The 26,629-nt window shown below is 33.9% G+C and carries 15 protein-coding genes; 4 read left to right on the top strand and 11 right to left on the bottom strand.

Features of this window, described 5'->3' with window-relative positions; all coding sequences use genetic code 11:
• Window positions 1–2: 2 nt before the first annotated feature.
• The 7 genes from HHX25_RS17900 to HHX25_RS17930 form a co-directional block, all read right to left on the bottom strand.
• On the bottom strand, window positions 3–1,373 hold the full coding sequence (locus HHX25_RS17900; protein ID WP_169676336.1) for a pyridoxal phosphate-dependent decarboxylase family protein: 1,371 nt from the start codon (window positions 1,371–1,373) through the stop codon (window positions 3–5).
• Window positions 1,374–1,376: 3 nt separating this feature from the next.
• Window positions 1,377–2,975, bottom strand: coding sequence for a bacillithiol biosynthesis cysteine-adding enzyme BshC (gene bshC, locus HHX25_RS17905; RefSeq protein WP_169676338.1), 1,599 nt, complete (start codon window positions 2,973–2,975; stop codon window positions 1,377–1,379).
• A gap of 94 nt (window positions 2,976–3,069) precedes the next feature.
• The gene (locus HHX25_RS17910) at window positions 3,070–3,786 is read right to left on the bottom strand and encodes a hypothetical protein (protein ID WP_169676340.1); all 717 of its coding nucleotides are present in this window, start codon (window positions 3,784–3,786) and stop codon (window positions 3,070–3,072) included.
• On the bottom strand, window positions 3,783–9,602 hold the full coding sequence (locus HHX25_RS17915) for a T9SS type A sorting domain-containing protein (RefSeq protein ID WP_169676342.1): 5,820 nt from the start codon (window positions 9,600–9,602) through the stop codon (window positions 3,783–3,785). Before HHX25_RS17915 ends, HHX25_RS17910 begins: the two co-directional genes overlap by 4 nt.
• Window positions 9,603–9,656: 54 nt before the next feature.
• Window positions 9,657–11,921, bottom strand: a complete 2,265-nt coding sequence (locus tag HHX25_RS17920; RefSeq protein ID WP_169676344.1) for a hypothetical protein — start codon at window positions 11,919–11,921, stop codon at window positions 9,657–9,659.
• 39 nt (window positions 11,922–11,960) lie between these two features.
• Entirely contained in the window at window positions 11,961–12,497 is a 537-nt protein-coding gene (locus tag HHX25_RS17925; protein ID WP_169676346.1) for a T9SS type A sorting domain-containing protein, read from the bottom strand.
• Between the two features lie 114 nt (window positions 12,498–12,611).
• Window positions 12,612–13,256 (bottom strand): hypothetical protein, encoded by a 645-nt coding sequence (locus tag HHX25_RS17930; protein ID WP_169676348.1) that lies wholly within the window; start codon window positions 13,254–13,256, stop codon window positions 12,612–12,614.
• A 495-nt stretch (window positions 13,257–13,751) separates the two neighbouring features.
• On the opposite strand from HHX25_RS17930, the gene HHX25_RS17935 reads away from it, so the two are divergent.
• From HHX25_RS17935 to HHX25_RS17950, 4 genes are all read left to right on the top strand, one after another.
• On the top strand, window positions 13,752–15,332 hold the full coding sequence (locus HHX25_RS17935; protein ID WP_169676350.1) for a PhoX family protein: 1,581 nt from the start codon (window positions 13,752–13,754) through the stop codon (window positions 15,330–15,332).
• 83 nt (window positions 15,333–15,415) lie between these two features.
• The gene (locus tag HHX25_RS17940) at window positions 15,416–17,251 is read left to right on the top strand and encodes a cytochrome-c peroxidase (protein WP_169676352.1); all 1,836 of its coding nucleotides are present in this window, start codon (window positions 15,416–15,418) and stop codon (window positions 17,249–17,251) included.
• Between the two features lie 212 nt (window positions 17,252–17,463).
• Complete coding sequence (locus HHX25_RS17945; protein WP_169676354.1) at window positions 17,464–18,759, top strand: carboxypeptidase-like regulatory domain-containing protein; 1,296 nt, start codon at window positions 17,464–17,466, stop codon at window positions 18,757–18,759.
• Between the two features lie 174 nt (window positions 18,760–18,933).
• Window positions 18,934–20,049: a hypothetical protein gene (locus HHX25_RS17950; protein ID WP_169676356.1), complete on the top strand. Its 1,116-nt coding sequence runs from the start codon at window positions 18,934–18,936 to the stop codon at window positions 20,047–20,049.
• A gap of 31 nt (window positions 20,050–20,080) precedes the next feature.
• Here the strand turns inward: HHX25_RS17950 and HHX25_RS17955 are convergent, their stop codons facing one another.
• The 4 genes from HHX25_RS17955 to HHX25_RS17970 form a co-directional block, all read right to left on the bottom strand.
• A complete protein-coding gene (locus HHX25_RS17955; RefSeq protein WP_169676358.1) occupies window positions 20,081–22,729 on the bottom strand; it encodes a DNA gyrase/topoisomerase IV subunit A in 2,649 nt (882 codons plus the stop codon).
• Window positions 22,730–22,941: 212 nt separating this feature from the next.
• Window positions 22,942–24,801, bottom strand: a complete 1,860-nt coding sequence (locus HHX25_RS17960) for a DNA topoisomerase IV subunit B (RefSeq protein ID WP_169676361.1) — start codon at window positions 24,799–24,801, stop codon at window positions 22,942–22,944.
• Window positions 24,802–24,912: 111 nt separating this feature from the next.
• Complete coding sequence (locus tag HHX25_RS17965; RefSeq protein WP_169676363.1) at window positions 24,913–25,821, bottom strand: DMT family transporter; 909 nt, start codon at window positions 25,819–25,821, stop codon at window positions 24,913–24,915.
• Between the two features lie 327 nt (window positions 25,822–26,148).
• Window positions 26,149–26,607 carry an SRPBCC family protein gene (locus tag HHX25_RS17970; RefSeq protein ID WP_169676365.1) on the bottom strand — a complete coding sequence of 153 codons (459 nt, stop codon included), beginning with the start codon at window positions 26,605–26,607 and terminating at the stop codon, window positions 26,149–26,151.
• Between the last annotated feature and the right edge of the window lie 22 nt (window positions 26,608–26,629).

Here is a 26,629-nt window from a genome sequence, read left to right on the forward strand (position 1 = left end):
TTCTAAATCATAGAATCCAAAATCATCTTTATATCCTTCTCTGTAGTGTCAGGATTAATAAAGCAGAATCGGGAAACGGTCTCGAATGTATTTCCTATTTTCCATTTTGTGGGAGTTACCAATGCAAATCCTTTTCTATGGTTTTCGTAAGTCCAATTAGTATAATCTTCTGGTTTCCATCCTATCCTTCTATATAATACACAAGACAAACTTGGTTCTCTAACGAGTTCTACATGAGAGCTATCAGTAATCATCTTACCTGCTATTTGAGCTAATTCTATCCCGCGTTCTACGGCTTTTTTGTATAGATCTGTTCCATGTGTAGCCAACGAAAACCATAGAGGTAAACCTCTCACACGACGTGTTAGTTGAATCTGGTAATCGGTCGGATTAAAACCATGTGCACCTTCATCCTTAAAAATATCGAGATACGACCCTTGCTGCGCATGTGCCTGTTTTGCTAATTCGGGATTTTTATAAATAACCGCTCCACAGTCATAGGGAGAGAACATCCATTTATGTGGATCGATAGTAATGCTATCTGCTTTTTCTATACCATGAAACAAATGCCTCACAGAATCTGCCGCTAAGGCACCACCTCCATAGGCAGCGTCCACATGAAACCACAGGCTTTCTTTTTCACAAATATTGGTAATACCTTCTAAATCATCAATAATGCCTGCATTGGTTGTTCCTCCTGTCGCTACCACAGAAAATAATCGCTTACGTTGGTCCTTTGTTAAGCCATCAATAGTATGTTGTAACTCTTCACCATGCAATTTATCTTCGCTTTCTACCAACAAGACATCCACATCTATAACTTTTGCCATGGCCTTAATTGAAGAATGAGCTCCTATTGAAGTAATAATAAGTCCCTTTTCATTTTTAAAAGTATCATTTTCTCTCCAATGTTCGCGAGCCGTTACCATGGCCGAAAGGTTTGCTGCCGTACCACCACTTGTAAATACACCAAATGCGCCTTCTGGTAAACCCGTTAATGAGACAATCCATTTCATGGCTTCATTTTCACAAAAAATACCTCCGGCACCTTCCATCCAATAGGCGCCATGAATACTAGAAGCAGAGGTCACTAAATCAAATAGAATGGATGCTCTAGTTGGAGAGGCTGGAACAAAAGCCAAATGCCTTGGATGGTCTATAGGCACGGTCGCCTTTGTTAAATATTTCTTCCATAAATTAAAAGCATACTCGCCCCCAATCCCCTTATCTGTAATAGTTTCACCAACTAGCTCCTTAAGCTTCGCTTCGCTCTGGGGTTTGCCTATTTTACTTTGTGTTACAGAAAGCCTGTCTATGGCATACTTCATAACATCCATAGTCATTTCAACCAATTCAATATCAATCTTGTGCATGTATCAAAGATTTAGTATTATGAACGCTCCTTTTAAAGGTTCAAGATGTTCAACAAGCTTAGGAACGAGCTGGTCTCCATACTCTAAATAAAACTCAGAAAAATTGGTGTTTCGCTCTTGTAAACTTCGACCAGGAAACAGTTGTTCTTGTAACTCGGTGATTCTGGAAACCTGATCTGCCAAGGTTTTCTTTTGAGCTTTAAGCAATCGTTTTTCTAGATTTTCTAAGCCTTTTAATTGTTTTGCTTCTTGTGCTTTTACTGCTCCCAAAAACGACTTGTCTGTTTGCTCCGCCAGTTTAAACAATGTCTCAAATTGTGTTTTTAAATGCACCTTTTGAGGCGAAAAGTTAATGTCTATATTCGATATTTCCCTTACTTTTTTATTGATAAAGGTATCTCGTTTTAAAAAAATATCTTCATCAGAAATATTTAATTTTTTTAATTTGCCTGCTTGTTGTTTTGTCTTAATCAAAACAGAGTTTCGTAATAACAATATTGGAAATGGTACATTAACAGTATTAAAAAACTGTTTTAATTGAAACCAATAAGCTAATTCGCCTCCGCCTCCAATATAACAGAGATTAGGCAATATGACTTCTTGGTACAATGGACGCATAATCACATTTGGAGAAAACCTTTCTGGGTGCTCTAAAAGTTCCTTTTGTATACCTTCTTTTCTCCAACTAATTTCGGTATTTAATACTTTGTATACATCATTTTCAAAAACAATGCGTTCTCTCAGGTTTTCTTTTAAATAGAACAAATTGATCTCGCGCGGATTTACCTGAATATTATATGTTTTAGAAAGTGTTTGGTTTGTTTCTAAAACAGATTTAAAAGCATTTTGATTTAGCAATTCATCTTCTATAAAAGGCGCAAACTGCTTTTTTAAATCAGCATCATTGGCATCGATAATTACTAAAGCGTAATCTTTAAACAACTCATTGGCCAGATAGCGTGTGGCATCTGCCAAATTATCATGATTTAAATAGGCATTACTGAATAAATTTCTTAAATAATCCGCATTTTTACTAACCCCTAATTCTTTAGTGTATAAGTTAAACACGTCTTCTAATCCTTCTAGAGGCAATTCTCCAACAGCTCCTCGAGACTCTCTATTCCAGTGTACCTTCTTACCTTTAAAATTAAAATAATTGATTTCATCAAAATCATGATCTTCTGTAGCCATCCAATAAACGGGTACAAAATCGTATTCTGGGTAAGTTTCTTTTAGCTTCTTTGACAGATTAATTGCTGAAACAATTTTATATAAAAAGTACAAAGGCCCTGTAAATAAATTAAGTTGATGGCCCGTTGTAATGGTAAATGTATTTTTAGATTGTAAGCTCTCTATATTTTGAAGTGTCCCCCCAGAAGCTTCTATATTTCGATATTGTTTTTTTAATGTTGAAACTAATGTATGACGATGCAACTCGGAATTAAGTCCTGAAGCTTTTCGCTCTTCAATTTGGACCTTAAAACTTTCTAAAGTTGGAAAGTGATTGTAAAACTGTTTTAAATTGGGCTTTTCATCTAGGTAATCACATATTAAAGAAGAAAAATAGCCTGTACTCTGAAACGGTAAATAACTCTGCTGCATAGTTTAGTTGAAAAATCACGTAAATATACAGCTATTACATTTTTAAAATCTAAAAATTAAGTTAATACCCTCTTCTATTTTAATAAAGTTTCAACTACAATACCTTAAATTGAAATACATCGGAATCTGAAGTATTACCAACAGCATCCTTCGTAACAACTTTCCAATAATAAATGGTTCCAGAGGTTACAGATACGCTTAGCTCATTTGTAGTAACATCACTAGTATGTATATCTGGGTTATTATTTGTTCCTAAATATATGTCATACCCAACAATATCATTATCAACATCGCTCCCTGTCCACTGCAAGGTTACATTGCCTCCATTTATCGATGCTGCCATCGCTGGAGCATTAATAGTCGCAGGAAAAGGGGCATATGTTTGCACACCTGGACCTGCATTAAAAAATTTCCAGGTGGCACTTTTCTCAGACTTAGTCCCGTCGCTTGATTCTACATACCATGAATAGGGCGTTGCTCGATTTATAACCACAGGAACCTTATCATTAGTTGTTTGTCTTTGAATAACATCTCCTGTTAGTATGTTTTTAATGTAAACCACATAGTTTTCTGCCTTATCACTAGCTTGCCATTCAAAAAATACCGTGCTTTCCGTTGGGGTTAAATCAGTCCCCTCATTACATAAAGAATCTTCATGTGGAAATACCAATGTAACAGCTAATGGAGAATCTGGATTTGGATTTTCATCTGGATTTTCGATATCTTCTCCACCATCACCATTATCAACAGAAGATCTGCTACATCCAAAAACTAAAAAAGCTAAACAGATAATATATATTAGTTTTCTCATTTTTTTACAATTTTAAAGGTAGACAACGAGGTATTCGATTCTACAAACAAAGTATAAAGCCCAGAAGCAAAAGTATTGGTATCAATATTCAAATTAGTCCTGTTGTCTTTGTCTGTTACGGTTTTAGAATATATCAACTGCCCCAAATATGAATAAACATTGATATTAATGCTTCCAGCCCTTTCATTGCCTAAATAAACATTAACATGGTTCTGAAAAGGATTTGGAGATACAAATGGTTCATCAATATTAAGAATAGTTTCTTCATACACGCCTTGACACTCTAAATCTGTTGTTATTTTAACGGTATTAGCTCCTTTTTCTAAACTTAATGTAAGTTCTGAATCGTTAGTCGTAAAACTAAATCCATTAAATTCGATATGATAATTGGAACTTCCCGACATGGCAAAAGACACTTTTTTACTGTTGGTTTGTTTTCCCGTGATAACTTCTAAATGATCTGGATGATTAATTACAACATCATAACATCTTAAATAATCAGGCCATTCGTCAAGAGTGATACATAAACGATACGTCCCTGCTAATAAATTCAGTATATCTATTTCGTTTGTAAAATTATAGTCTTTATTAAAATCATCGTTAGATAAATTAGCCTTATAATTATGTAGTTCTTTTGTGGTGATATTTATTTTCCCATTATTATTATTTAAACAGGTTTCATCAGTAATTAAAACAGTGAAATTATCATCTGGTAAACTTAAAAATGGGCATCCAAACAAATCCACAGGTGCTCCAAATGGTGTGTTAGGACACATATCATCTGTATTAGTAACACCATCATTATCTGCATCTTCGCATATACTTTGGTAGCTCGCAGAAATATCTTTAAACCAATTATCGTAAGTACCATTAGTATTTGTAACCACTTCAAAAGGATTATCAACCAAAATACATCTTAAATCAGGGTTATCGGTAGCATTAAAGGTTCCCAAATTTTCATTCGCCCCATTTTGAATATTCAATCTATCCTGAATAAACAAATTTGAAGCACATAATAGTTCTATTAAATTAGGATTCGCAGTAACGCTTAAAGCATCTAATTCATTTGATGAACAATTCAATCTTTCTATATCAGTCAATGCATCAACATCTAAAGTCGTTAGCATATTACTTGAAATGTTCAATTCTACTAACCTTGAATTGGTATTTAGATTTATTTGGGTCAATGCATTATTAGAGACATTTAATTGTATTAAATTAGAATGAAATGATACATCTAATGAAGTCAACGTATTATTTGATGCATTCAAATTTTGTAAAAGAACATTTTTGCTTAAATCTACATTAGCAACAGTATTATCTTTAAAATTTAATATGCTAAGGTTGATAAAATCTTCAATTCCTGTTAAGTCTGCAATACCAAGCCCGCTAACATCCAAAAATGATATACCATTTATACTTGATGTCGGTACATAATCATCTAAAGCACCAGAATCATAACCAAAATTTATTAATGCGGTTTCAAAAGCATCATCTGGCACATAGGTTTCTCCATAATGACAATCGATTGCGTACTCGGTTGTAGCATCTTTAACCCAGGTAACTCCAGCAGGTACGGTACCTGTATCGGTTTCTATACAGGTTAAATCTAAATTATTCTGTGTATTTAAACTTGCAAGATTTGGGTTCTGACCATTTTTAATATTTAAGCGTTCTAAAAGATTAGAAGCACAGTTCAAACTAGTTAAAGCTATATTCATACTTAAATCTAAATCAACTAACTGGTTGCCATCACAATTTAAAAGTTGTAATGATGCTATGCTACTTGGGGTAAATTCTGAAAAATTATTATTGGCAATGTTTAAATTTGTAACATTCGTATTTGCCGTTAAATTTAACTCTGTTAATGTATTACCAGAACCATTTATAGTTATTAAAGCTGTATTGTTGCTAACATCTAAATCTGATAAACCGTTATTGGAAACATCCAAATCGGTTAAAGCTGTATTCTTGCTTAAGTCTAAAGTTGTTAATGCGTTGCTTGATATGTTTAAATTTTGAAGAGCCTTAAAATCTTCTATGCCTGTTAAATCGGAAATATTGTCTCCACTAAGGTCCAAAACAGTTCGTGCTTCTATATTTACCGTTGGCACATAATCGTTTAAAGGTCCCGAATCATAGCCAAGTAAAATCAAAGCTTGTTCGAAATTATCATCAGGCACATACGTTTCCCCAAATCGGCAATCTATACTATATTGTGATGCTGTATCTTTCTGCCAATTAGCAGGGATATTATTTACATCGTCTACTTGTATACAGCTTAAATCAGAATTAATATTAGCATTAAAATTTAAAATGTCGTTATTAGCACCATTTTGAACATTTAAAAACTCCAACAGGTTATTTGATACATTAATGGTTATAGTAGACGGACAGACCTCTTCAGGTTTATTGGGATCTATTGGTGGACATGCACCCGTACCCATGGTACTTAAATCTAAACCTCCTATTAATACATTGTTACTACAATTAAATGTTTTAAGCTGATTTAAGTCGTTAGATAATGTTAAATCTGACAGGTTATTTGAACTGACATTCAACTCAATTAAATTTAAATTATTACTGAGGTCCAAACTTGTTAGCTGGTTATTAGTACAACTTAAATATATAAGAAATGCTGCCGTATTAACCGTAATCTGGTTTATTTGATTGTTATCACAATTTATATGTTCTATCGGGGAACTTGCTGGTACAGTTAATTGAGTCAACTGGTTTTGTGCACCAAATAGTTTGATTAAACTCGCATTAAGACTAATGTCAATACCAGCAATTTGATTATTGGTAAAATCTAAAACCTCCAATAAGGTATTGCTAGTCGTATTGAGCTGTTGTAATGCATTCGATCCACAATTTAAATCCACTAAGCTTACATAATCATCTATTAGTAACGTCACTAATTGGTTGTTAGAGCAACTCAAGTGAGTTAGCGTGGTATTGTTTACATTCGACGTCACCAAATTACTAATAGAATTACTATTACAGTTGACATCTTCTATAGCCAAATTGCTACTAATATCTAAATCCACCAGATTGTTATTAGAACAATTAAGTTCTTTAAGCAGTGTGTTTCCTGTAATAAGCAGATTGGTAATTTTGTTATCAGCACAATCCAATTCTTCTAAATTTAGGTTTAGAGAGGTATCTAAATCTGCTAAATTATTACCCGAACAAAATAATATTTTTAAGTTGGTTGTTCCTGTTGTATTAAGCAGACCATTGGTATTTGAAATATTATTGGTCAGAAAATAATTTGAGCTACAATACAGTTCTTCTAGATATGTCATGTCACTAACATCTAAACTATCTAAGTAATTATTACTGCAATCTAATTCCCTTAATAACGAAAATCCTTTTATGCCCTCTAAATTTTGAATTTGTCTATCGGTAACGTTTAATGTCAGCACATGTTCAATATTGGCCGTTAAAACACGATTATCCAATGGCCCCGAATCTAGTCCCAAGTCAATTAAAGCTTGCTCAAAAAAAACATCGGGAATATCCGTAAAACGACTGCCATCACAATCAGCACTATAATCTGCTGTTAAATCTTTTTCCCAGTTTCCAGGAATATTTCCAATCATGTTATCATCAACATTAATACAAAATAAACTTGGGTTATTTAAAGCCTCGAAAACGTTTTGATTACTATTATTTCCATTTTTAATATCTAAAGTAAATAACGCATTGTTATTACAAAGCAAGGAATTTAAGACCGTATTTAAACTAAGATCCAGATTCTCGATCTGGTTAGACGAACAATCTAGTATCTGCAATAAAGTATTTGCTGTAACATTTAAACTAGTCAACGCATTATTAGCACAATTGAGTTCCTGTAAAGCATCAAAATCTTCAAGCCCTGTAAGGTCGGTAATATTTAACCTCTGAACTTCAAGTCTTAAAACAGCATTTATTTTATTGCTCGGCACAAAATTATTCATAACACCATCTCCCATACTATTTGGGTCTCCTAAAGGCACTACTGTTAAGTCTACTTGGTGTGTTTCCAGGTAATTCTCAAAATTATTATCAGGTACATATGTTCCACAACCTAAACTGTATGATGCCGTCCCATCTTTATACCAATCTAATTCTGTATCAGAATAAGTAATATTATCAACTTCAATACACACTAAATCCGCATTGTTTGTTGCATTAAAGGAACTAAGATTTGTTGTGTTGGTAGTGTTCTTGACATTCAGGGACAATAATCTATTATCATTACATAGTATCGACAATAAATTTGCATTGGTTGTGGCATCTAAATTTTCAATTTGATTGAACGAGCAATCCACATCGGTCAACAAAGTATTCGTACTTATATCTAAAGCACTTAATACATTGTTGGAGCAATTCAGGCTTAGCAATGCTACGTTTGCAGTTATATTTAAAACATCAAACGAATGGTTATTACTAGCATCTTGAAGGTCTACATAAGGTGTTTGAGAGGAACAATCCAGCGTTGTTAATAGCAAATTATTACTTAAATCGATAGGTGGTAAAATATTATCAGAACAATTAAGAGTCGTTAAGTTTGTATTAGCCGTTAAGTTCAAATGCGTTATTTGGTTGCTGCTACAGTCTAAAGTTCGTAGTGCCATAAAATCTTCAACACCTGTTAAATCTTCTATGCTGCTATTTTGAATATTAAGAGACAAAACGGTCTCAATCCTTTCAGTAAGCACAAAATTATTTCCTGCCACACCATCTCCCATACTATTGGGATCTCCAACAGCAACATTACCCCCAACAGCATCATGGGTTTCCAGATAATTCTCAAAATTATCGTCTGGAACAAAAGTAAATATATCGGTACAGACCATTTCTCCATAATAGGTCCAGTCATCTTTTGTCCAAGCCATTGGTAGTGGCGGTGTAAAACCATTATCTATTTGTATGCAGTATAAATCTTGGTTGTCTTCTGAATTAAACGTAGAAATAAGACCATTAAACCCATTCCCTATATTTAAAGAAGTTAACCGATTATTAGAAACGTTAATTGAAGCTGTCCCTTGGCAAACCGTTGGTGGATCGGATTGCGGATTAGGGCAAGCAACCGTATTTATGGAACTTAAATCCAAGCTTGTTATTAAGTTGTTAGATACATCAATCGTTTTTAATAAGGTATTGGATGTCAGGTTTAAAAGATCTATTTGATTAGAAGTACAGAATAAACTCTCTAAATTTGTATTGCTACCCACATTTAATTCGCCACTTAATTGATTCTCTGAAACGGCAAGAAAGGTTAATGCGTTATTTTGGCTTACATCCAAATTACTTAATCTATTGTTCGAGCAAGTAAGCCTTCTCAATAAGGGGTTATTAGCCGTATTTCCTTGTTGTAATATTAATTGGGTTAATTGATTGCTAGAACAATCCAAAACCTCAAGTGCATTATTGGATTGCACATCTAAATCGGTTAATTGGTTTAAACCACACAATAATGATTTTAAATTGGTAAGGGCAGAAACATTAAGAGTTGTTAAATCATTATTACTACAAATTAGTGTTTCTAAATTTGTAAAACCAGCTATTCCTGTTAGGTCTGAAATATTTTGATAGCTTACATTTAGAGATGTAACATCTTGAATATTCGCATTCAAAACAAACTCATTATTGGCTATGCCATCCCCCATACTTGAAGGGTCTCCAATGTTAACTAGATTTCCTGAAGCATCATGGGTTTCCAAATAATTTTCAAAATTAGAATCGGGAACCCTTGTTGTTTGCGCCACTAAAAACGAGGTGAAAAAACATGAAATCAAACAAACTAGAAAATACTCTCTTAAATAGCTCATAATAAAATGTTTGTTTACTTAAATAATTACGTACTTATTTATCAATGCTATTTTTTAATGCTTCGCTTTTTTACTAACTTCTTTATGGTAATGTAATTGCTTATGGAACTTTGTTTGTAATTTTCCCCTTAGCTTCTCTTTAAACATAGGGTCGTTGTTTATACGTTTCCAAAGGATATGATTTTCTAAATCTACACCTTCAGAAAGCAGCTGTTCCTGTGCCATTTGAAGTCCATGTTCAAAATCTTCGTTTCTCATTTCAAAGTAAATGATTTCTCCTTCTGGACTATCTAAAATTTCATACTTTCTTTCGTCATGGGTATCTTTTTTACCAGATGCAGTTTGGTTGATTGAAGCTGGTGAAATACCTTGCTCTATGTTTGATAACTTCTCTAATATTTTAGTCATTTGCGTCTTTAAAACATTTATTTCTGCCGACTGCTCCAAAACTTTTTTCTCTAGTTTTTCGATAATAGGATTATTATCATTTCTATTCAGTCCTACCGCAACATTAACCATGCTAAAGCCTGTATTGCCACCTTTTTCTTCCCACGCAATACCTACAATATTTTTAACATTCTCAAGGCTAATATCAGAAGGATTTACAGCGACGCCGACGCCATCGTTTTTACCACTGGCTATGATATAATCCCCCATATTTACCTTACCAAAAACCTTAACAGGCACTTGCCCCATAAAGGCTACTTTTTCATAGGCCTCTTCTTTATGAGCTTCTGGCATATTACCCAATACAATTGGTTTTAAAGAAACCACCATTAGGCGTTCTGCCCCATGCGTATGCTTTGATACTTTTCCACCCTTTACACCAACAATATCTCCAAAGGTTATTTTTTCGCTTCTATGCTCCCTCAATAAGTATTCGGCATAGTCACCAGCACCAGAAGCATAAGTAACCCCTTGGTATGTTATTTTATTGGCATCATAATTATCTCTATTAGTATCGGCCCTAATTTTAGCTGCAATGGCAAAACCTTCTTTTGTAAGCACTAAAGCAACAGACGCTACAGATGCTGCTATATCTGCAAAACCAGGACTTGTTGTACAGGCTCCAAAACCTAAGCAGGGTCTAAAATCTGTGTACGCAGCAGCTAAATCAAAACCTTCAATAACAATATCAATCGTTGCCCAAGCCAAGTCAAGATCGGCATCAAATATGTCATAACTCAAAGAAGCCTGGTCGAATAAATAATCTGCATTATTGTCAAACTCGCTAGGGGTCTCCCCTTCTATGCGTCCCCACATGGTTGAGGGCCTTGCGTTTCCTACCATTTGTCCATTAGGATCTGTATCCCAAAAAGAAACAAAATTATTTGCGTTTGTTCTATTGCCTTCAATTTTAATCGCTAGTCCTTGGTTTCCGCCTTGAATAATCATTGGGTAGTTACCAATACCTTCATCGTCACCAGATACTGTAGATGTGATGTTGATTTGTTTATCGGAACTTATAGAAAGACCACCCGTCATGTTTATAACATCATTGTTACTGTTACCAATATTAACGATACTATCTAAAAGAGTATATTCCTTTACTTCCAATGTATTAGCTATTAATTCGTTAAAAGTAGATTGACCAGTAGCTTCAAAATCAGTAACCGTGGTTTTCCCTACAACATTTAAAGTCCCATTAAGCACTGTTGGCGCATCAACATCTTCTACTCCAGTTGCTTCTCCTACATTTAATGCTCCCGATAAATTGGTTGTGCTTTTATTATTTACATCTAAAGTCCCATTAAGATTGGTAGCACCATCAACCGTTAAGTCTCCTGTAAGGCTTGTTTCATTGCCATCATTTACAGATAACGTACTATTTAAATTGGTAGGTCCATTAACCGTTAATTCACGATTTAAAAAGGTATCGTCATCAACATCCAGAGTACCTGTCGCCGTAATATTTCTATGATAGGCATAAGGTACAAAAGTAAGCACCTCTCTACTCATATCAACAAAATTACTGCCCCCCTCAAAATCGATTTCAACCGCAAGATCTTTGGCCGTACCATCCCAACTAATTTTTTCAAAATCATCATGCTCGACAGCCCCTATAATGAGATTAATTCTACCAAATTCATCCGTAGTTGTTACTTGGACTTCTTGAAATTCAACCTCGTTACCAGAATCAAAAATTGTAAAACGAATAGCCACCGTAGTGGTTGGCAAATAATTCCCTTCAGAATCTACTCCTGGCAATTCTAACACATCTGGCCCAATAATAACGGCTTGATAAGTTATACCATCGGTCTGTGCCGATATTTTCAAGCATAAAAAAAGAAATAATAATAGAGTAAAAATACGTTTCATAATGAGGTTGGTTTTGATGCGAAATATTTTTATTTGTGATTATATTTTGATAAGTTTTGCATTTAATAATTTCCCATTGGAAATAGCTTTTAAAAGATAGGATCCATTAGAAATATGTTTCAGATCCAAATCAATGCGCTTAGATGGTTGAAATTCTCTTGAATAAATAAGTTTCCCTCTTATATCATAAACTAAAACAGCAATTGCTTTGGTCATGTTTTCGGTAAAAGCTATGGAAACTGTTTGCTCAAAAGGATTTGGATATACCGTTGCTAATAAATTATTAGTGTTAGATTGTTTTACAATTTTAATGTTATGGGGCGGCTGTTGATAGCCCTGCCTTAAATAATAACCATTGTTGGTATACGTACCAATAATACTGGATTGCCCAATACTTTGGCTTACTGTGTATTGTCCTTTTGAAGTAAATAACATTCTGGAAGATCCTCCCGCGCCTAAGTTAGATCTCATAATTTTATATGAGTCACCATCACCTTTTTGCTGTGCTTGAGTTGAAAACACAAAACAAATGGCTAACAAGAAAAACACGTACACTTTGGGTAATTTTCTATTCATACTTTAATGCTTCCGTTTCTTTTTATCTAAACTATAATAAATATCAATACCTAAATAAGGTGTCCACCATTTGTCCATAACACAAAATATCTAATCCCAGAATAGACATCTATATTAAAAATCACAATAACAGGTTGGTAGATTTATAATAAAACCTATTCCAAATTGGTGTGCATTCAATTTTAATTTTTCTTCACTTTCACCACTATTAATCAATACAGATTTTCCAATGGAATACCCCGCGTAAATTGCTGTACTACTAGAAATAGGATATTGCATAATTAGGCCACCTCTAAAAAAAAGAATATTATTATTAAATTCATCTTCTCCTACTAGGTTAAATACATCATTGTTTATGGTTTGGTTTCCCCGCACTAAAAACTCAGAAGCCACAGAACCATTTAAGAAAAAAGTAAGATCTCTTAGTTGAAATAATTTCACATCAACCCCTGCTTTTATTCCCAGATAACTAACATCCCAAGCAAAAAAGTTATCTACACTAGATTCGCTGCCAATAGCTCCGTAACTATTATAAGTGGCTCCAGCTTTTAAAAACAAAGTTTTTGCATCATTAAGGGTATGCCTATAGCCCATACCGAAATAGGATTTGGATGTCGATAATAAATTGTTGAGTGGCCGACCTTGGGAGTTTTTATAATCGAACGAAGAGATTGTAGAACCATACTCCATGTATAGCTGCTGACAGTATCCTGATAGACTGGTTAAAACAATAAGAAAGGTTAGTAGTTTTTTCTTCATACAAAAAATAGGGTTAGCAAATTTTAGAAAGGATATAATTTCTAATTAGATTTCTGTATAACCAGCGGCGCATAAGATAATTTAGCTATATCAAAATCTCCAAAAACGACTCTAGGCTTTCTTAAAATTAGAATATGGCTTAAAATAAATGATAGAACTATTGTAAAGGCTAGTAAAAGGTTGGTTAGCATGATTAATTAAATTGGTTAAAACGAATGTATTGGTATAGTGCTTATAAAAAAAATAAATCCGATAATGTCCCACTTTTGTCCACCATAAAACATCCTACCCATCAACCCCTAATAGAAATGTAAGAATAAAAACACCTCATTAGGTCTTCTTAACGTTGCGATAACAGTTTTAATAAATGGATAACTTTATTAACATTACTATAACCCTAAATTGATACAACAACATTAATGACTTAACAAGTTTCAAATAGTCTGAATATAAATTTGCCATAAAATTAATTAACCCAAAATATGTATTTAGATTATGAAAAAATTACTCAAATTTCTTTTATTATTTGTTGCTCTTACCGTAACTAGTGTATCTGTTACAAGCTGTGATGTTGAAGACGGAAAAGATGGAAAAGACGGTATTAATGGCGTAGATGGACAGAATGGGCAAGATGGCAAAGATGGTGATGATTTAACATTGGAGCCAACCATGTTTGAAAATAAATCAAATTTAAAACCATTAATAGCCATGTCCCCCCAATTTAATTTTGTGGAAACCTATTCTCTTGTTAGTTCTAGTGATGTATTCCAATTTAACGGTGCTGATTTTAGAATTGGTGGTGGTGCCGATGGTGCTGGATTCCTAAAAAATGGAGACGGTTATGAATATGTAGTAAATTTTGAAGATCATTTTGCTGTAGCCAGATTGTCTTTAGATGAACATTTTAATATTACTAATGCTACATATCTGTTAAATTCGAGCGTTGCCGATTTTGCACGTCAATGTTCAGGCACCATGTGGGAAAAAGAGATACATGGTGGTGATAAAGATTTATTTTTATCGGCTTCTGAAGCATTTAGTTACGACGTAAAAGGTATTGATCCTTTAGTAGAGACACCGACACCTACTGCCGATTTTGGATTGGATGCCTTAGGTGAATTTTCTTGGGAAAATGCAACGCCGCTTCCTAAAGGAACATACGCTGGTAAAACCGTAATTATTGGTGGTGATGATGATTCCAGTGATTCTGAAGGTCAAGTAACTATGTATTATTCTGATGCTGGTGATGCGGATTTAACTGGTGGTAAAATTTATGTTTTAAAATTTAAACAAATCTCTGATGGTGCTGATGGTATTCAAGATGTGGCAGCAAACACCCAGTATGATGAGAGCAATTTAGATTTCCAAAAAGAATACGATGTAGAGTTTGTTGAAATAGTAGATGGCAAGAACTTATCTAAATCTGAAATGGAAACGGCTTGTAATGACGTTTTTGCTTCACAATTTATGCGTGTTGAGGATGTCGATTACCAAAAAGGTAGTGATGCTAACGCAGTAAATGTATTTTTTGCTGTTACTGGTCGTGGTCCAGGGAGAGGAACTTATAACGATTGGGGAACGATTTACAAATTAGTATTAGACGCCTCTAATCCTTTAAGAGGAAAATTAACTCAGGTTATAAGTGGGAATACAGATACCAATAACATGGATGGAAATCTAGCCGATTTACAAAGTCCTGATAATATTTGTGTAACCGAACATTACATCTACACGCAAGAAGATCCTAATTCATTCTCAAGAGGTCACTCTGCCTATATCTACCAATCAGACTTAAACGGTGATAACTCTAGAGTTGTTATGGAATTAGTTGTTAGAAATGATTTAGCTAAAGATAAGTCTACTGGTTTGAGCGGTGAATATGGTTCTTTAATTGACATTTCAGATAAAGTAGGGGAACCAGATACATTTATGTTGGCTTTGCAACCTCACTACTGGAAAAATGATGATTTTGCTGGTGTTGATGGCGGTACAAATTCCCTAACACATCCTTGGTTGAGTAACGGTCCATATTTAGAAGGATCTCAAATTGTTATTTTAAAAGGACTACCTAGATAGTTTTAAAATCAAACTAAATGATATAAAAGTCCCCTATAGCATAATTTTGTTATAGGGTCTTTTGCATATTAAATGTTAAGCTCATGAACCAAAATATATATAAGGTTATTGTTTTTTCTGTATTAGTCTTATTGTCTTGCAATAAGACAAAAAAATCAGAACACATTCCTTTAAAAGCAAACAAAGTACATTGGAAAAATGCCCAAGACTACTATATCAAAAATATGGATTCTGTAATTAATCTATTGGATTCTTTGAGAAAGCAAGGCGTTAAAAATCCAAAAGCCAAGCAATTATTTTTTGATATCAGAAAAGTTTTTAAAAAGGCCGAACCTTATGCTGGAGTTTTGAATCCAGAAGTAACCCATAGAGCGAATGGTCCAGCACTACCAGTTTATAAAGACGATAGTGGTAGAGTTATAGAACCCGTAGGCTTACAAAAACTTGAAGAAACTATATTTGACGATGATACCAATATCAATCTAAAAGAATTTAATAGAGATATTTATTTTCTTGAAGGTTTTTTTAAAAATTTAAAAGAAAACATTTCAAAACGAGCAGTAAATCCCAAACGTTTTTTTCTAGCCACCCACCAGCAGTTAATGCGTATCGTTAGCTTGTCCTTGGCAGGTTTTGACACACCTGTAAGCGGACATAGTATTTCCGAAATTGCTATTTCACTTCAAAGCCTTTACGAGGTATATAACCTTACCATTCAACCTATCATAAAAGAAAAAGATTTAAAACTAGATAGAGCATTTAAAGTTAATATTCAAAAAGCTATTCATTTTATTGATCAAGAATCTAATTTTGAAACATTTGATAGATTTTATTTCATAAAAAATCATTTTAATCTCATTACAAAAAACTGGGTAGAGATCAGACAAACTAGTGATTTGTGGGATGCTGACGACACACCTTTCCCATTTAATTTTAATGCCCCCACCTTCTTTGAAGAAGACAGTTTTAATGTGAATTTTTTCTTGGATGTTAACGATAGAAACCCGTCCAAGGAAAAAATAATGCTAGGTAAGAAATTATTTTTTGATGAAAGTTTATCTCAAAAAGGAAATATGTCCTGTGCTACTTGTCATTTGCCCGAAAAAGCTTATGCAGACGGCTTAAAATTAAGTAAAGGTAATGATGGTAGTTTGCTACAAAGAAACACCCCTACTTTATTAAATAGTATATACCAAAAAGCCTTTTTTTGGGATGGTAGAGCAAATACTATTGAAAATCAAATTAACTCTGTTTTTAATAATGATAAAGAATTTAACACAGGTGTTCATCGGTTCTCAGGAAATATTCTAAAAGACACGACTTACATTCGTCTTTTTAAAGAGGCTTATGGTATTGTACCAAAAAGTAATAAAGAAACTGTAAGGGCTATTTCCGTATTTGTATCAACATTACATGGTTTAAATTCTAAATTTGATAGAAACATAAGGAACGAGGAAGACAGTTTTACCGAACAAGAAAAAAGAGGCTTCAACTTATATATGGGGAAGGCACTATGCGCCACCTGTCATTTTATTCCGCTTACCAATGGTACGGTGCCTCCGTTTTTTAGTGAAACTGAAAAAGAAGTCATTGGTGTACCAGCAACTAAAGAAAACAAAAGTATAGATACAGATAAAGGGTTTTATTGGGTATTTGAAGAAAAAATTCATGAAAACATGTTTAAAACACCCACACTCAGAAATGTAGAAGCAACGGGACCTTATATGCATAACGGTGTTTATGAAACTCTAGAAGAGGTTATGGATTTTTATAACAAAGGTGGTGGTTCTGGGTTGGGTTTCGATGTGCCACATCAAACATTACCTTTTGATAACTTAAATCTTTCTGAAGAAGAAACACAAGCTATTATTGCTTTTATGAAAACACTTACCGATAGCGATATTTCCGAGACATATTAAATGCTATAATTGGATAATTGGATAATTGGATAATTGGAACTATATAATTTTCTGAAAATATAAAAAAATAATCTCTTATAAAGCTTTCTAGCACAAGGTGTGAAATAATCTCGACACTGTAATTAACTACGATTAGAATGTTAAAAATCCTTTAATTATCAAGTATTTATACTTTTTTTTTGTATATTAATTCGATAAACCTATTAAACATTATGAAAAGTCTTACACCCCTAACATTAAGAGCTTTTATTCTTCTTTTAATTTTTAGCTTTTCTACCATAACTGCACAAGATGCCGACAAGCTATTCGTAAAGGAAATTAAGGGCAAAGTTATTAACCAAAAAACTAAAAAAGTTTTAGTTTTTTCAGATGTAGCCATTGCTGATTCCAATATTAGTACTGTGACTAACACCGACGGTGAATTTCTTTTAAAAGTACCTCAGGATTTATTAAATGGTACTTTAGTTATTTCCCATTTGGGTTATGAAAAAAAAGAAATTGAAATTTCTACCTTAGAAAACAAGGTAAAAATAGCTCTAGAGCCTGCTATTACAGAATTAAATGCTGTTGAAATTGATACGTATAAAGATGCAAAAACACTCTTAGAAGCAACACTTAAAAAGAAAAGTGAATTATACAATAACAGTAATACGTTAATGACTGCTTTCTATAGAGAAACTATTAAGAAAAGAAGGCGCAATGCCTCATTATCTGAAGCCGTAGTACAAATACATAAACGTCCTTACGCCAGCTATAAAAGAGATGCTATCGAGCTTGTTAAATCAAGGAAAAAAACAGATTATACAAGACTAGATACGCTTGCCGTAAAATTACAAGGTGGCCCCTTTAGTAACCTGTACACTGATATTATAAAATATCCTGAATATATTTTTAATGATGAAGGTATTGATCTTTATGATTTTAGCTTTGATCAATCGACTCGAATAAACGAAAATTTAGTTTATGTTATTAATTTCAAACAAAAACAAAACGTTTCAACACCTTTATACTACGGTAAACTTTATATCGATTCCAAAACTTTAGCACTTACTAATGCTGTTTATAGTTTAAACGTTGAAAACAAAAGATTGACCAGCGAGATGTATGTACGTAAAAAGCCTGGCTCCGCTACGGTTTACCCAACCGAAGCGACCTATAGAGTGAATTACAGAACTAAAAATGGTAAATGGCATTATGCCTACAGCAACATTTCTTTGACTTTTAAAGTGAACTGGAAAAGGAAATTGTTTAACAATGTATATACACTAAATAGTGAAATGGCTGTTACCGATTGGCGAATTAAAGATGCTAATATTGAGAAGCCTAGAAATAAAATGATGCGTCCAACAACTATTTTAGCTGATGCGACCTCTGGTTTTGCAGATCCTAAATTTTGGGGCTTATACAATATTATAGAGCCAGAAAAATCGATTGAATCTGCTATAAAGAAAATACAAAAACAATTAAAAAAAGCTGAAGAAAATAGGGCAAAAACAAATAAAGTATAATATTTATATTAGTATTTCTTTTAGCGACTACATAGATTAATGATTAAAAAGCCTGTTATTTAAACAATAACAGGCTTTCTTTATTATGCCTTTACATTTCTGCTTTAAAGAGAAAAAATATAATCCAAAAGTATCATTATAAGCGTATATATGTTTTTAACATATAAATATTAGATGAAAAACTTAACCTACACCATCATCAAGAGTATATGGATTATAGCTCTTGTCTTCACTTTTACGAATTGTTCTAAAGAGAATGATAATACCGTACCTTCTATCCACAATCCACTAGAAAACCCTGAAAATGGGCCAGCAGCTGGAAATCCTGAAGGAAACTCTGCAATTCCTGCTGAAGCAGATTTAGAAGATGTTTCTAATCCTGATGTTGTTGTTGGTGACGGGACACCAGAAAGTTGTACTTGTGAAGCTGTTATAGATGCTGTAGCCCAAGGTGGGAAAATAGTGTTCAATTGTGGACCAACCCCACACACAATTGTTATGGACAAACCAGCTAAAGTAGTTAATAATGCTAACCCCGATGTTATTATAGACGGTGGTGGATTAATTACTTTAAGCGGTGGTGGAAACACACGTATTTTATATATGAACACCTGTGACCCCGATCAAGTATGGACAACAGATCATTGCCAGAATCAAGACCACCCAAAACTCACAGTACAGAACATCACGTTTGCGGATGGTAATTCTACTTCAGAGACCGAGTATACTGGAGGCGGTGCCATATGGGTTCGTGGAGGACGATTTAAGATTATAAATTCACGTTTTTTTAATAATGTATGTCAAAGTACGGGACCTGATGTAGGTGGTGCCGTGCGAGTTTTTAGTCAATATAATGATCAGCCTGTTTATGTTGTAAACACAACCTTTGGAGGTGCCGATGGCTATGGTAATGTAGGATCTAATGGTGGTGGTATAAGTAGCATAGGTGTATCCTGGACCATTATAAACAGTCTTTTTTCTTATAATAGAGCCATTGGTAATGGCGGTAACCCAGCACAAGCGGGTACACCTGGAGGCGGTAGCGGGGGTGCAATATATAATGATGGAAACACCATGACTTTAACCATACTAGGTACGCGTATTGAAGAGAACGAAGTAAACGCTTTTGGTTCTTCTATCATCTTTGTTAGTAATGATCATACAGGCAACATCGTAATAGATAATTCTATAATACAAAATAATATTGGAGGCTCCTGGTATCCCGTTTATCCGAGTATTTCTATGCATTCGGATACTCCTATAGCGGTAACAAATTCAACTATTGAATAAACTTCCTTGCGAAATGGGTAATAGACTTCTATTAAAATAAAGTCGCCTGTCCCTTGTCATCAGAATTATTATCTCCCTCAGATAATTTTGTATCATTTTTAGAAGCTTCAGCTGTAACTTCTGTTTCATCAATAACTTCTATGTCATCTGCATGCACTTCTTCTGGAGCTTCGAAAGGTAATGGATCTAGCAAATTAACTTGATTGACTTTATCTCTGGTCAACTGATTTCCTAAAGCTGTTAGACCTTTGATAGAAATAAATTCCTCAAGGTTTATTTCCAAATTAGCTTTTCTGTCCTTCCCTCGCTCTTTAGCAAATACAACTTCTGCAACAGGAATCCAATCTGTAGATACAATTTCCAATTGCGAATTAGGATGCTCTGAAATAAATGATTCCTCACGTCCTTCATTTTCAATTAAAAAACGCTTAACGTAATAGAGCTCTTTTTCACCATTGTAATAAATGGCAGATATTGGTTTTTTAGGCACCCATTTTTCCATAACGATCATATCGTCATCAAAATGCATAGTAACTTCTGGTGTAACAGTTTTAACGATTCCAGATTGATTGATAATAAGCAACTTATCTTCCCCTCTAAATTCTCCAATTAACTCACCTCTACCATCAACATTTAAACGTCGCACAGCATCATCAAACCATATTTTACGTGGTTTTAATGTAGAAACGCCTTTTTCTTTTAATTCAACACGTTTCACAGAGTATTTAGTCACTAAATTTCCTTTAGAGACTCTTCCTTTTATAAGGATATCGGCAAAGTCTATATCCCATTTTAATTTCTTAATGCTTCCTGCTTGTCTTAAAAATACTGTAATAACTTCAGCTTCTCCATTTGGATTGGCAGAAAAATAAAGCACTGTAGAGCCTTTATTTCCGTTTGTTAAATCGTAATCCTTATCTCTTGTTACTCCAGTAACCGCAAATCTTTTAATGTATGACGGTCCACTTTTTCCATCGCGATAAATCATATTATAAATGGTACGTTTATCCTTCTTTTTAAAGACAGCAACATGAATAATATCTTTTCCTATAAACGTTTTTGTACCTACCTTTGTAATCATCATTTTTCCTTCCTTGGTAAATACTATAATATCATCTATATCACTACAATCGCCTACATACTCATCACGACGAAGCGATGTGCCTATAAAACCTTCTGCTCTATTAACATAAAGTTTTGTGTTTCTTATCACAACTTTGGTAGCATCAACATCATCAAAAACACGAATCTCTGTTTTACGCTCCCTACCTTCCCCATAATCTTTCTTTAGTCTTGTAAAATAGGCTATGGCATAATCAATAAGATGTTCTAAATGATGCTTTATCTCTGCTATTTGATCCTCAAGAGCTTCAATTTTTTGCTGGGCTTTATCGATGTCGAATTTTGAGATACGTTTAATTCTAATTTCGGTCAACCTCGTAATATCATCTTCAGTAACAGCTCGTTTTAAATGTTTTATATGCGGTTGCAACCCTTTATCAATAGCACCTATAACACCTTCCCAAGTTTCTTCTTCTTCAATATCCCGATAAATTCTATTTTCAATAAAAATGCGCTCTAAACTTGCAAAGTGCCATTGTTCTTCAAACTCGCCTAGTTTAATTTCCAGCTCACTTTTTAGGAGCTGAACGGTATTATCTGTAGAACGGCGCAACATTTCCGAAACACCTATAAATAAAGGCTTATTGTCTTCGATAACACAACCTAATGGAGAAATAGACGATTCACAGCTTGTAAATGCATACAGTGCATCAATGGTTTTATCTGGTGATAAGCCTGAAGGCAAATGCACTAAAATTTCAACTTCAGCTGCTGTATTGTCTTCTATTTTTTTAACCTTTATTTTTCCTTTATCATTCGCTTTTAAAATAGAATCTATAAGTGATGATGTGGTCGTACCATATGGAATCTCCGAGATAACCAATGTATTTTTATCTAACTGCGAAATTTTAGCACGCACCCTTACCTTACCACCTCGTAAACCATCATTATAATTAGAAAAATCTGCAATTCCAGCTGTTGGAAAATCTGGTAATATGGTAAATCGTTTTCCCTGCAAATGCTTAATGGAAGCGTCAATAAGTTCAATAAAATTATGAGGTAATATTTTTGTTGATAGTCCCACCGCAATACCTTCACCACCTTGTGCCAATAATAAAGGAAACATTACAGGCAGGTTAACAGGCTCTTTACGCCTACCATCGTAACTGGCTTGCCATTCGGTTATTTTTGGATTATACACTACATCCAATCCAAATTTAGAAATACGAGCTTCAATATAACGCGATGCTGCAGCACGGTCTCCTGTTAATATATTTCCCCAGTTTCCTTGGGTATCTATCAATAAATCTTTCTGACCAATTTGTACCATGGCATCTGCGATACTGGCATCACCATGCGGGTGATACTGCATCGTATGACCAACAATATTCGCTACCTTGTTATAGCGGCCATCATCTAAATCTTTCATAGAATGCATGATACGTCGTTGTACAGGCTTAAAACCATCTTCAATGGCTGGTACAGCACGCTCTAAAATAACATAGGAGGCATAATCCAGAAACCAATCTTGATACATCCCTGTAACTCGGGTAATGGTTTCCTGAGGCTCGTCTTGTTGGTTAATTAAATCGTCGTTTGGTTCTTCGTCTTCAGTCATGCTTTATATTCGGTTCTTAGTAGGAGAATCTTATTTCTTATCTTTCATTAGTTGCCTTATGCCAAAAATAATTAATAGCACCATTATCAAAATCCCTAGATAAGCAGTACTATTATTATTATAACTTAAATCGTTGTAATCAACTTTAAAGAGCCATGCAATCAATAAAATAACAGATATTATAGTAATTCCCAGTCGTGCTTTTTTCATAGTTAATTTGTTTCTTCTATTAAATCCATTTCAACTTTTAGGTTATCAATAATAAACTCCTGACGTGATGGGGTGTTCTTGCCCATGTAGAAGGATAATAACTCTTCAATAGACATATTATCATCTAACATAATAGGATCTAATCGGATATCATCACCTATAAAATGTTTAAATTCATCTGGTGATATTTCTCCCAATCCTTTAAATCGTGTTATTTCTGGTTTTGGCTTTAACTTTTCAATAGCATTGATGCGTTCTTCTTCTGTATAGCAATAAATAGTTTCTTTTTTATTTCTTACTCGAAACAAAGGTGTCTGTAATATATACAAATGTCCTTCTTTAATGACTTCGGGAAAAAATTGAAGAAAAAATGTAATGAGCAGCAAACGAATATGCATCCCATCCACATCGGCATCTGTGGCAATAACCACATTATTATATCTTAAATCCTCTAAGGACTCCTCTATATTTAAAGCAGCCTGTAATAGATTAAATTCTTCATTTTCATAAACAATCTTTTTGGTCAACCCATAGCAGTTTAAAGGTTTTCCTTTTAAGCTAAAAACGGCTTGGGTATTAACGTCACGAGATTTTGTAATACTTCCAGAAGCAGAATCTCCCTCAGTAATAAAAAGGGTAGTTTCTAAATTACGTTCATTTTTGGTATCTCCAAAATGGACTCTACAATCTCGTAATTTTTTATTGTGAAGACTTGCCTTTTTAGCACGATCTTTTGCCAATTTTCTAATACCAGAAAGTTCCTTACGCTCTCGCTCTGCTTGCAATATTTTACGCTGAATAGCTTCTGCTGTGTCTTGATTTTTATGTAGAAAATTGTCTAATTGCGTTTTTACAAAATCATTTATATAGGTTCTCACGGTTGGTAAATCACCTCCCATATCCGTTGAACCGAGTTTTGTTTTAGTCTGACTTTCAAAAACGGGTTCCATAACCTTAATAGCTATGGCTGCCGCTACAGATTTCCTAACATCGGAAGCATCATAATTTTTACCATAAAACTCACGCACGGTTTTTACTAATGCTTCTCTAAATGCATTTAGGTGGGTTCCTCCCTGGGTTGTATTTTGTCCGTTTACAAAGGAATGGTACTCTTCACTATATTGTGTTTTACTATGTGTTAACGCTACTTCTATATCATCGCCCCTTAAATGAACAATAGGATATAGCCTATCTGATTCATTAATATTCTCACTTAATAAATCTTTCAGTCCATTTTCACTAAAATATTTCTCGCCATTAAAAACAATGGTCAATCCCGGGTTAAGATATACATAGTTTTTCAACATCTTAACGATGTACTCATTTCTAAATTTATAGTTCTTAAAAATGAGGTCATCTGGAATAAAAGATACCTTGGTTCCTTTTCTTCTCGTTGTAGTATCTAACGTTTCTTTATTAGTTAGGTTTCCTTTTTCAAATTCCGCAGAAGCTGATTTATTATCACGTGTAGATTCTACTCTAAAATATGATGACAATGCATTTACTGCTTTGGTCCCCACTCCATTTAACCCTACAGATTTTTTAAAAGCTTTAGAATCATACTTTCCTCCTGTGTTCATTTTAGAAACGACATCGACCACCTTGCCTAGAGGAATACCACGTCCATAATCCCGAACAGTTACTTTAGTGCCTTGAATGGATATTTCAATGGTTTTTCCAGCCCCCATAACAAACTCATCAATAGAGTTATCCAAGACCTCTTTCAATAGGATATAAATACCATCATCTGGAGACGACCCATCACCCAGTTTACCAATATACATTCCAGGACGCATACGGATATGTTCCTTCCAGTCAAGTGATCGTATATTATCTTCGGTATAATTGGATTGTGCAGCCATAGAAACGAGCTATATTTTATGATAGAATGCTAATATAATACAACGCTCTAAAAAATAAAACCTCCGATACACAAAGTAATTAACAATATAAAATTGTTTTTGTTGAGAACCCTATACTGTAGTTTTTGTCTTATTTATTGACACCAAAAAAATACCGATTATAACTGCCAGAGCACCAAAAAGTTGTAATAGTGTTAGTGTTTCATTTAAGAAAATCGCAGCCAAAACAATGGTAGAAATAGGTCCAATGCCAGCAACAATTGCGAAATTCGACGAGCTAATCATCTTTATAGATGCCGATACCAAAAACGAAGGAATTACGGTCGCAAAAACAGCAATTAAAAACCCTAAAAAATAGACTTCCCATGAAAAACTAAATATATCAACTTCACTTATAACACTATAATGGACAAATACGCAGATACATGAAACAATCATAGCGTATGCGGTAAACTTCATCACTCCAAATTTCGGAATTAACCAGCCACTACCAACCAAATACGAAGCATAGGTTATGGCACTAAGTAAAATAAAAACACCTCCAAGGTAAGTATCTTGCCCAGAGATAGCGACTTCATCCCAAAAAGCAATAACGATTCCCAAATAGGTTAAAGCAATCGCTCCAGCTTGCACTTTAGTTATTGGCTTCTTTAAAAAAATTTTATTTAAAAGAAGTACAATTGTAGGGTACAAAAACAAAATAATACGTTCTAAGCTTGCTTTTATGTAAGTTAGCCCTACAAAGTCGAAATAACTGGCCAAATAATAACCAATAAACCCAAAGAAAACAACCCAGACATAATCTTTATTTTTTATGGCAACTTCACTATTCTGATGCCTATACAAATAGGCTATAACAATATAAAAAGGAAAAGAAAAGAGCATTCTGATAAGTAGAATACTTATAGCATCTACATCATATTGGTAAGCAAGTTTTACCATAACTGCCTTTGAGGAAAATAGTACAATACCAAAAATTCCTAAAAATATACCGTAAACAAATGTCCTTGTTGTTTGCATGGGTGCGAAAGTAGCACGGTGTTTTAGAGTAATATTTTAGAAAGTTAGTTAATTACGATGTTCAAGGTTTAACAGTGCTATCTTTATAAGTGAATTATTCATTTTTTGCTAGTCCAAAAACAAATCAAAAAAACCTTCAAAACAAGGCATTTATTCAGTTTTAAAACAAAGAAACCGATTTTAAAAGCTCTGAACTAGACTTCGCCCTCCTGTTTCCGAAACTTTCTCCCATCTATTCTTTGCCCTGAATTCCAACACTATACATTGATTTCGAGCGACATGAATATTAAACGATCTATAATTATATTTTGAATAAACAGAAAATTATCAATTCGTCAAACGCTCTGCTTTTTCTTTTAAAAACCGATTTCTTGTTATTAAAAGTTTTTTCATATAACGTTTAAGAAATAATACATTGGCTAACCGACCAAAAATTCCGAAAGGCGATTCAAAATAAAAGATATCGATCATAATTGTTTCTTTTTCTTTTTCATGAAAAATATGCTCATGTTTAAAAGATTTAAATGCTCCAGAAACCATTTCATCTACAAAATAGTCTGGAGGTTCAAATTCAGTAAGTTTTGAAGTAAGTTTTTGTTTAATTCCAAAATGAACAGCTTCCCAAGTAACCCATTCTCCTAGTTCTATTAAACCAGATGTTTTTCCGGCTATTGCTTTTTCTTTTGAATGCTTGAGTGATTCTTTATGAAAGTCGATATTACGAGATAGATCAAAACAGACTTTAATGTCTGCTCTAATTTCTGTTTGTAATTTTATTAGTGGCATTATAGATATAGATTAGGTTAAT

Source organism: Flavivirga algicola (assembly GCF_012910715.1).
GTDB classification, from domain to species: domain Bacteria; phylum Bacteroidota; class Bacteroidia; order Flavobacteriales; family Flavobacteriaceae; genus Flavivirga; species Flavivirga algicola.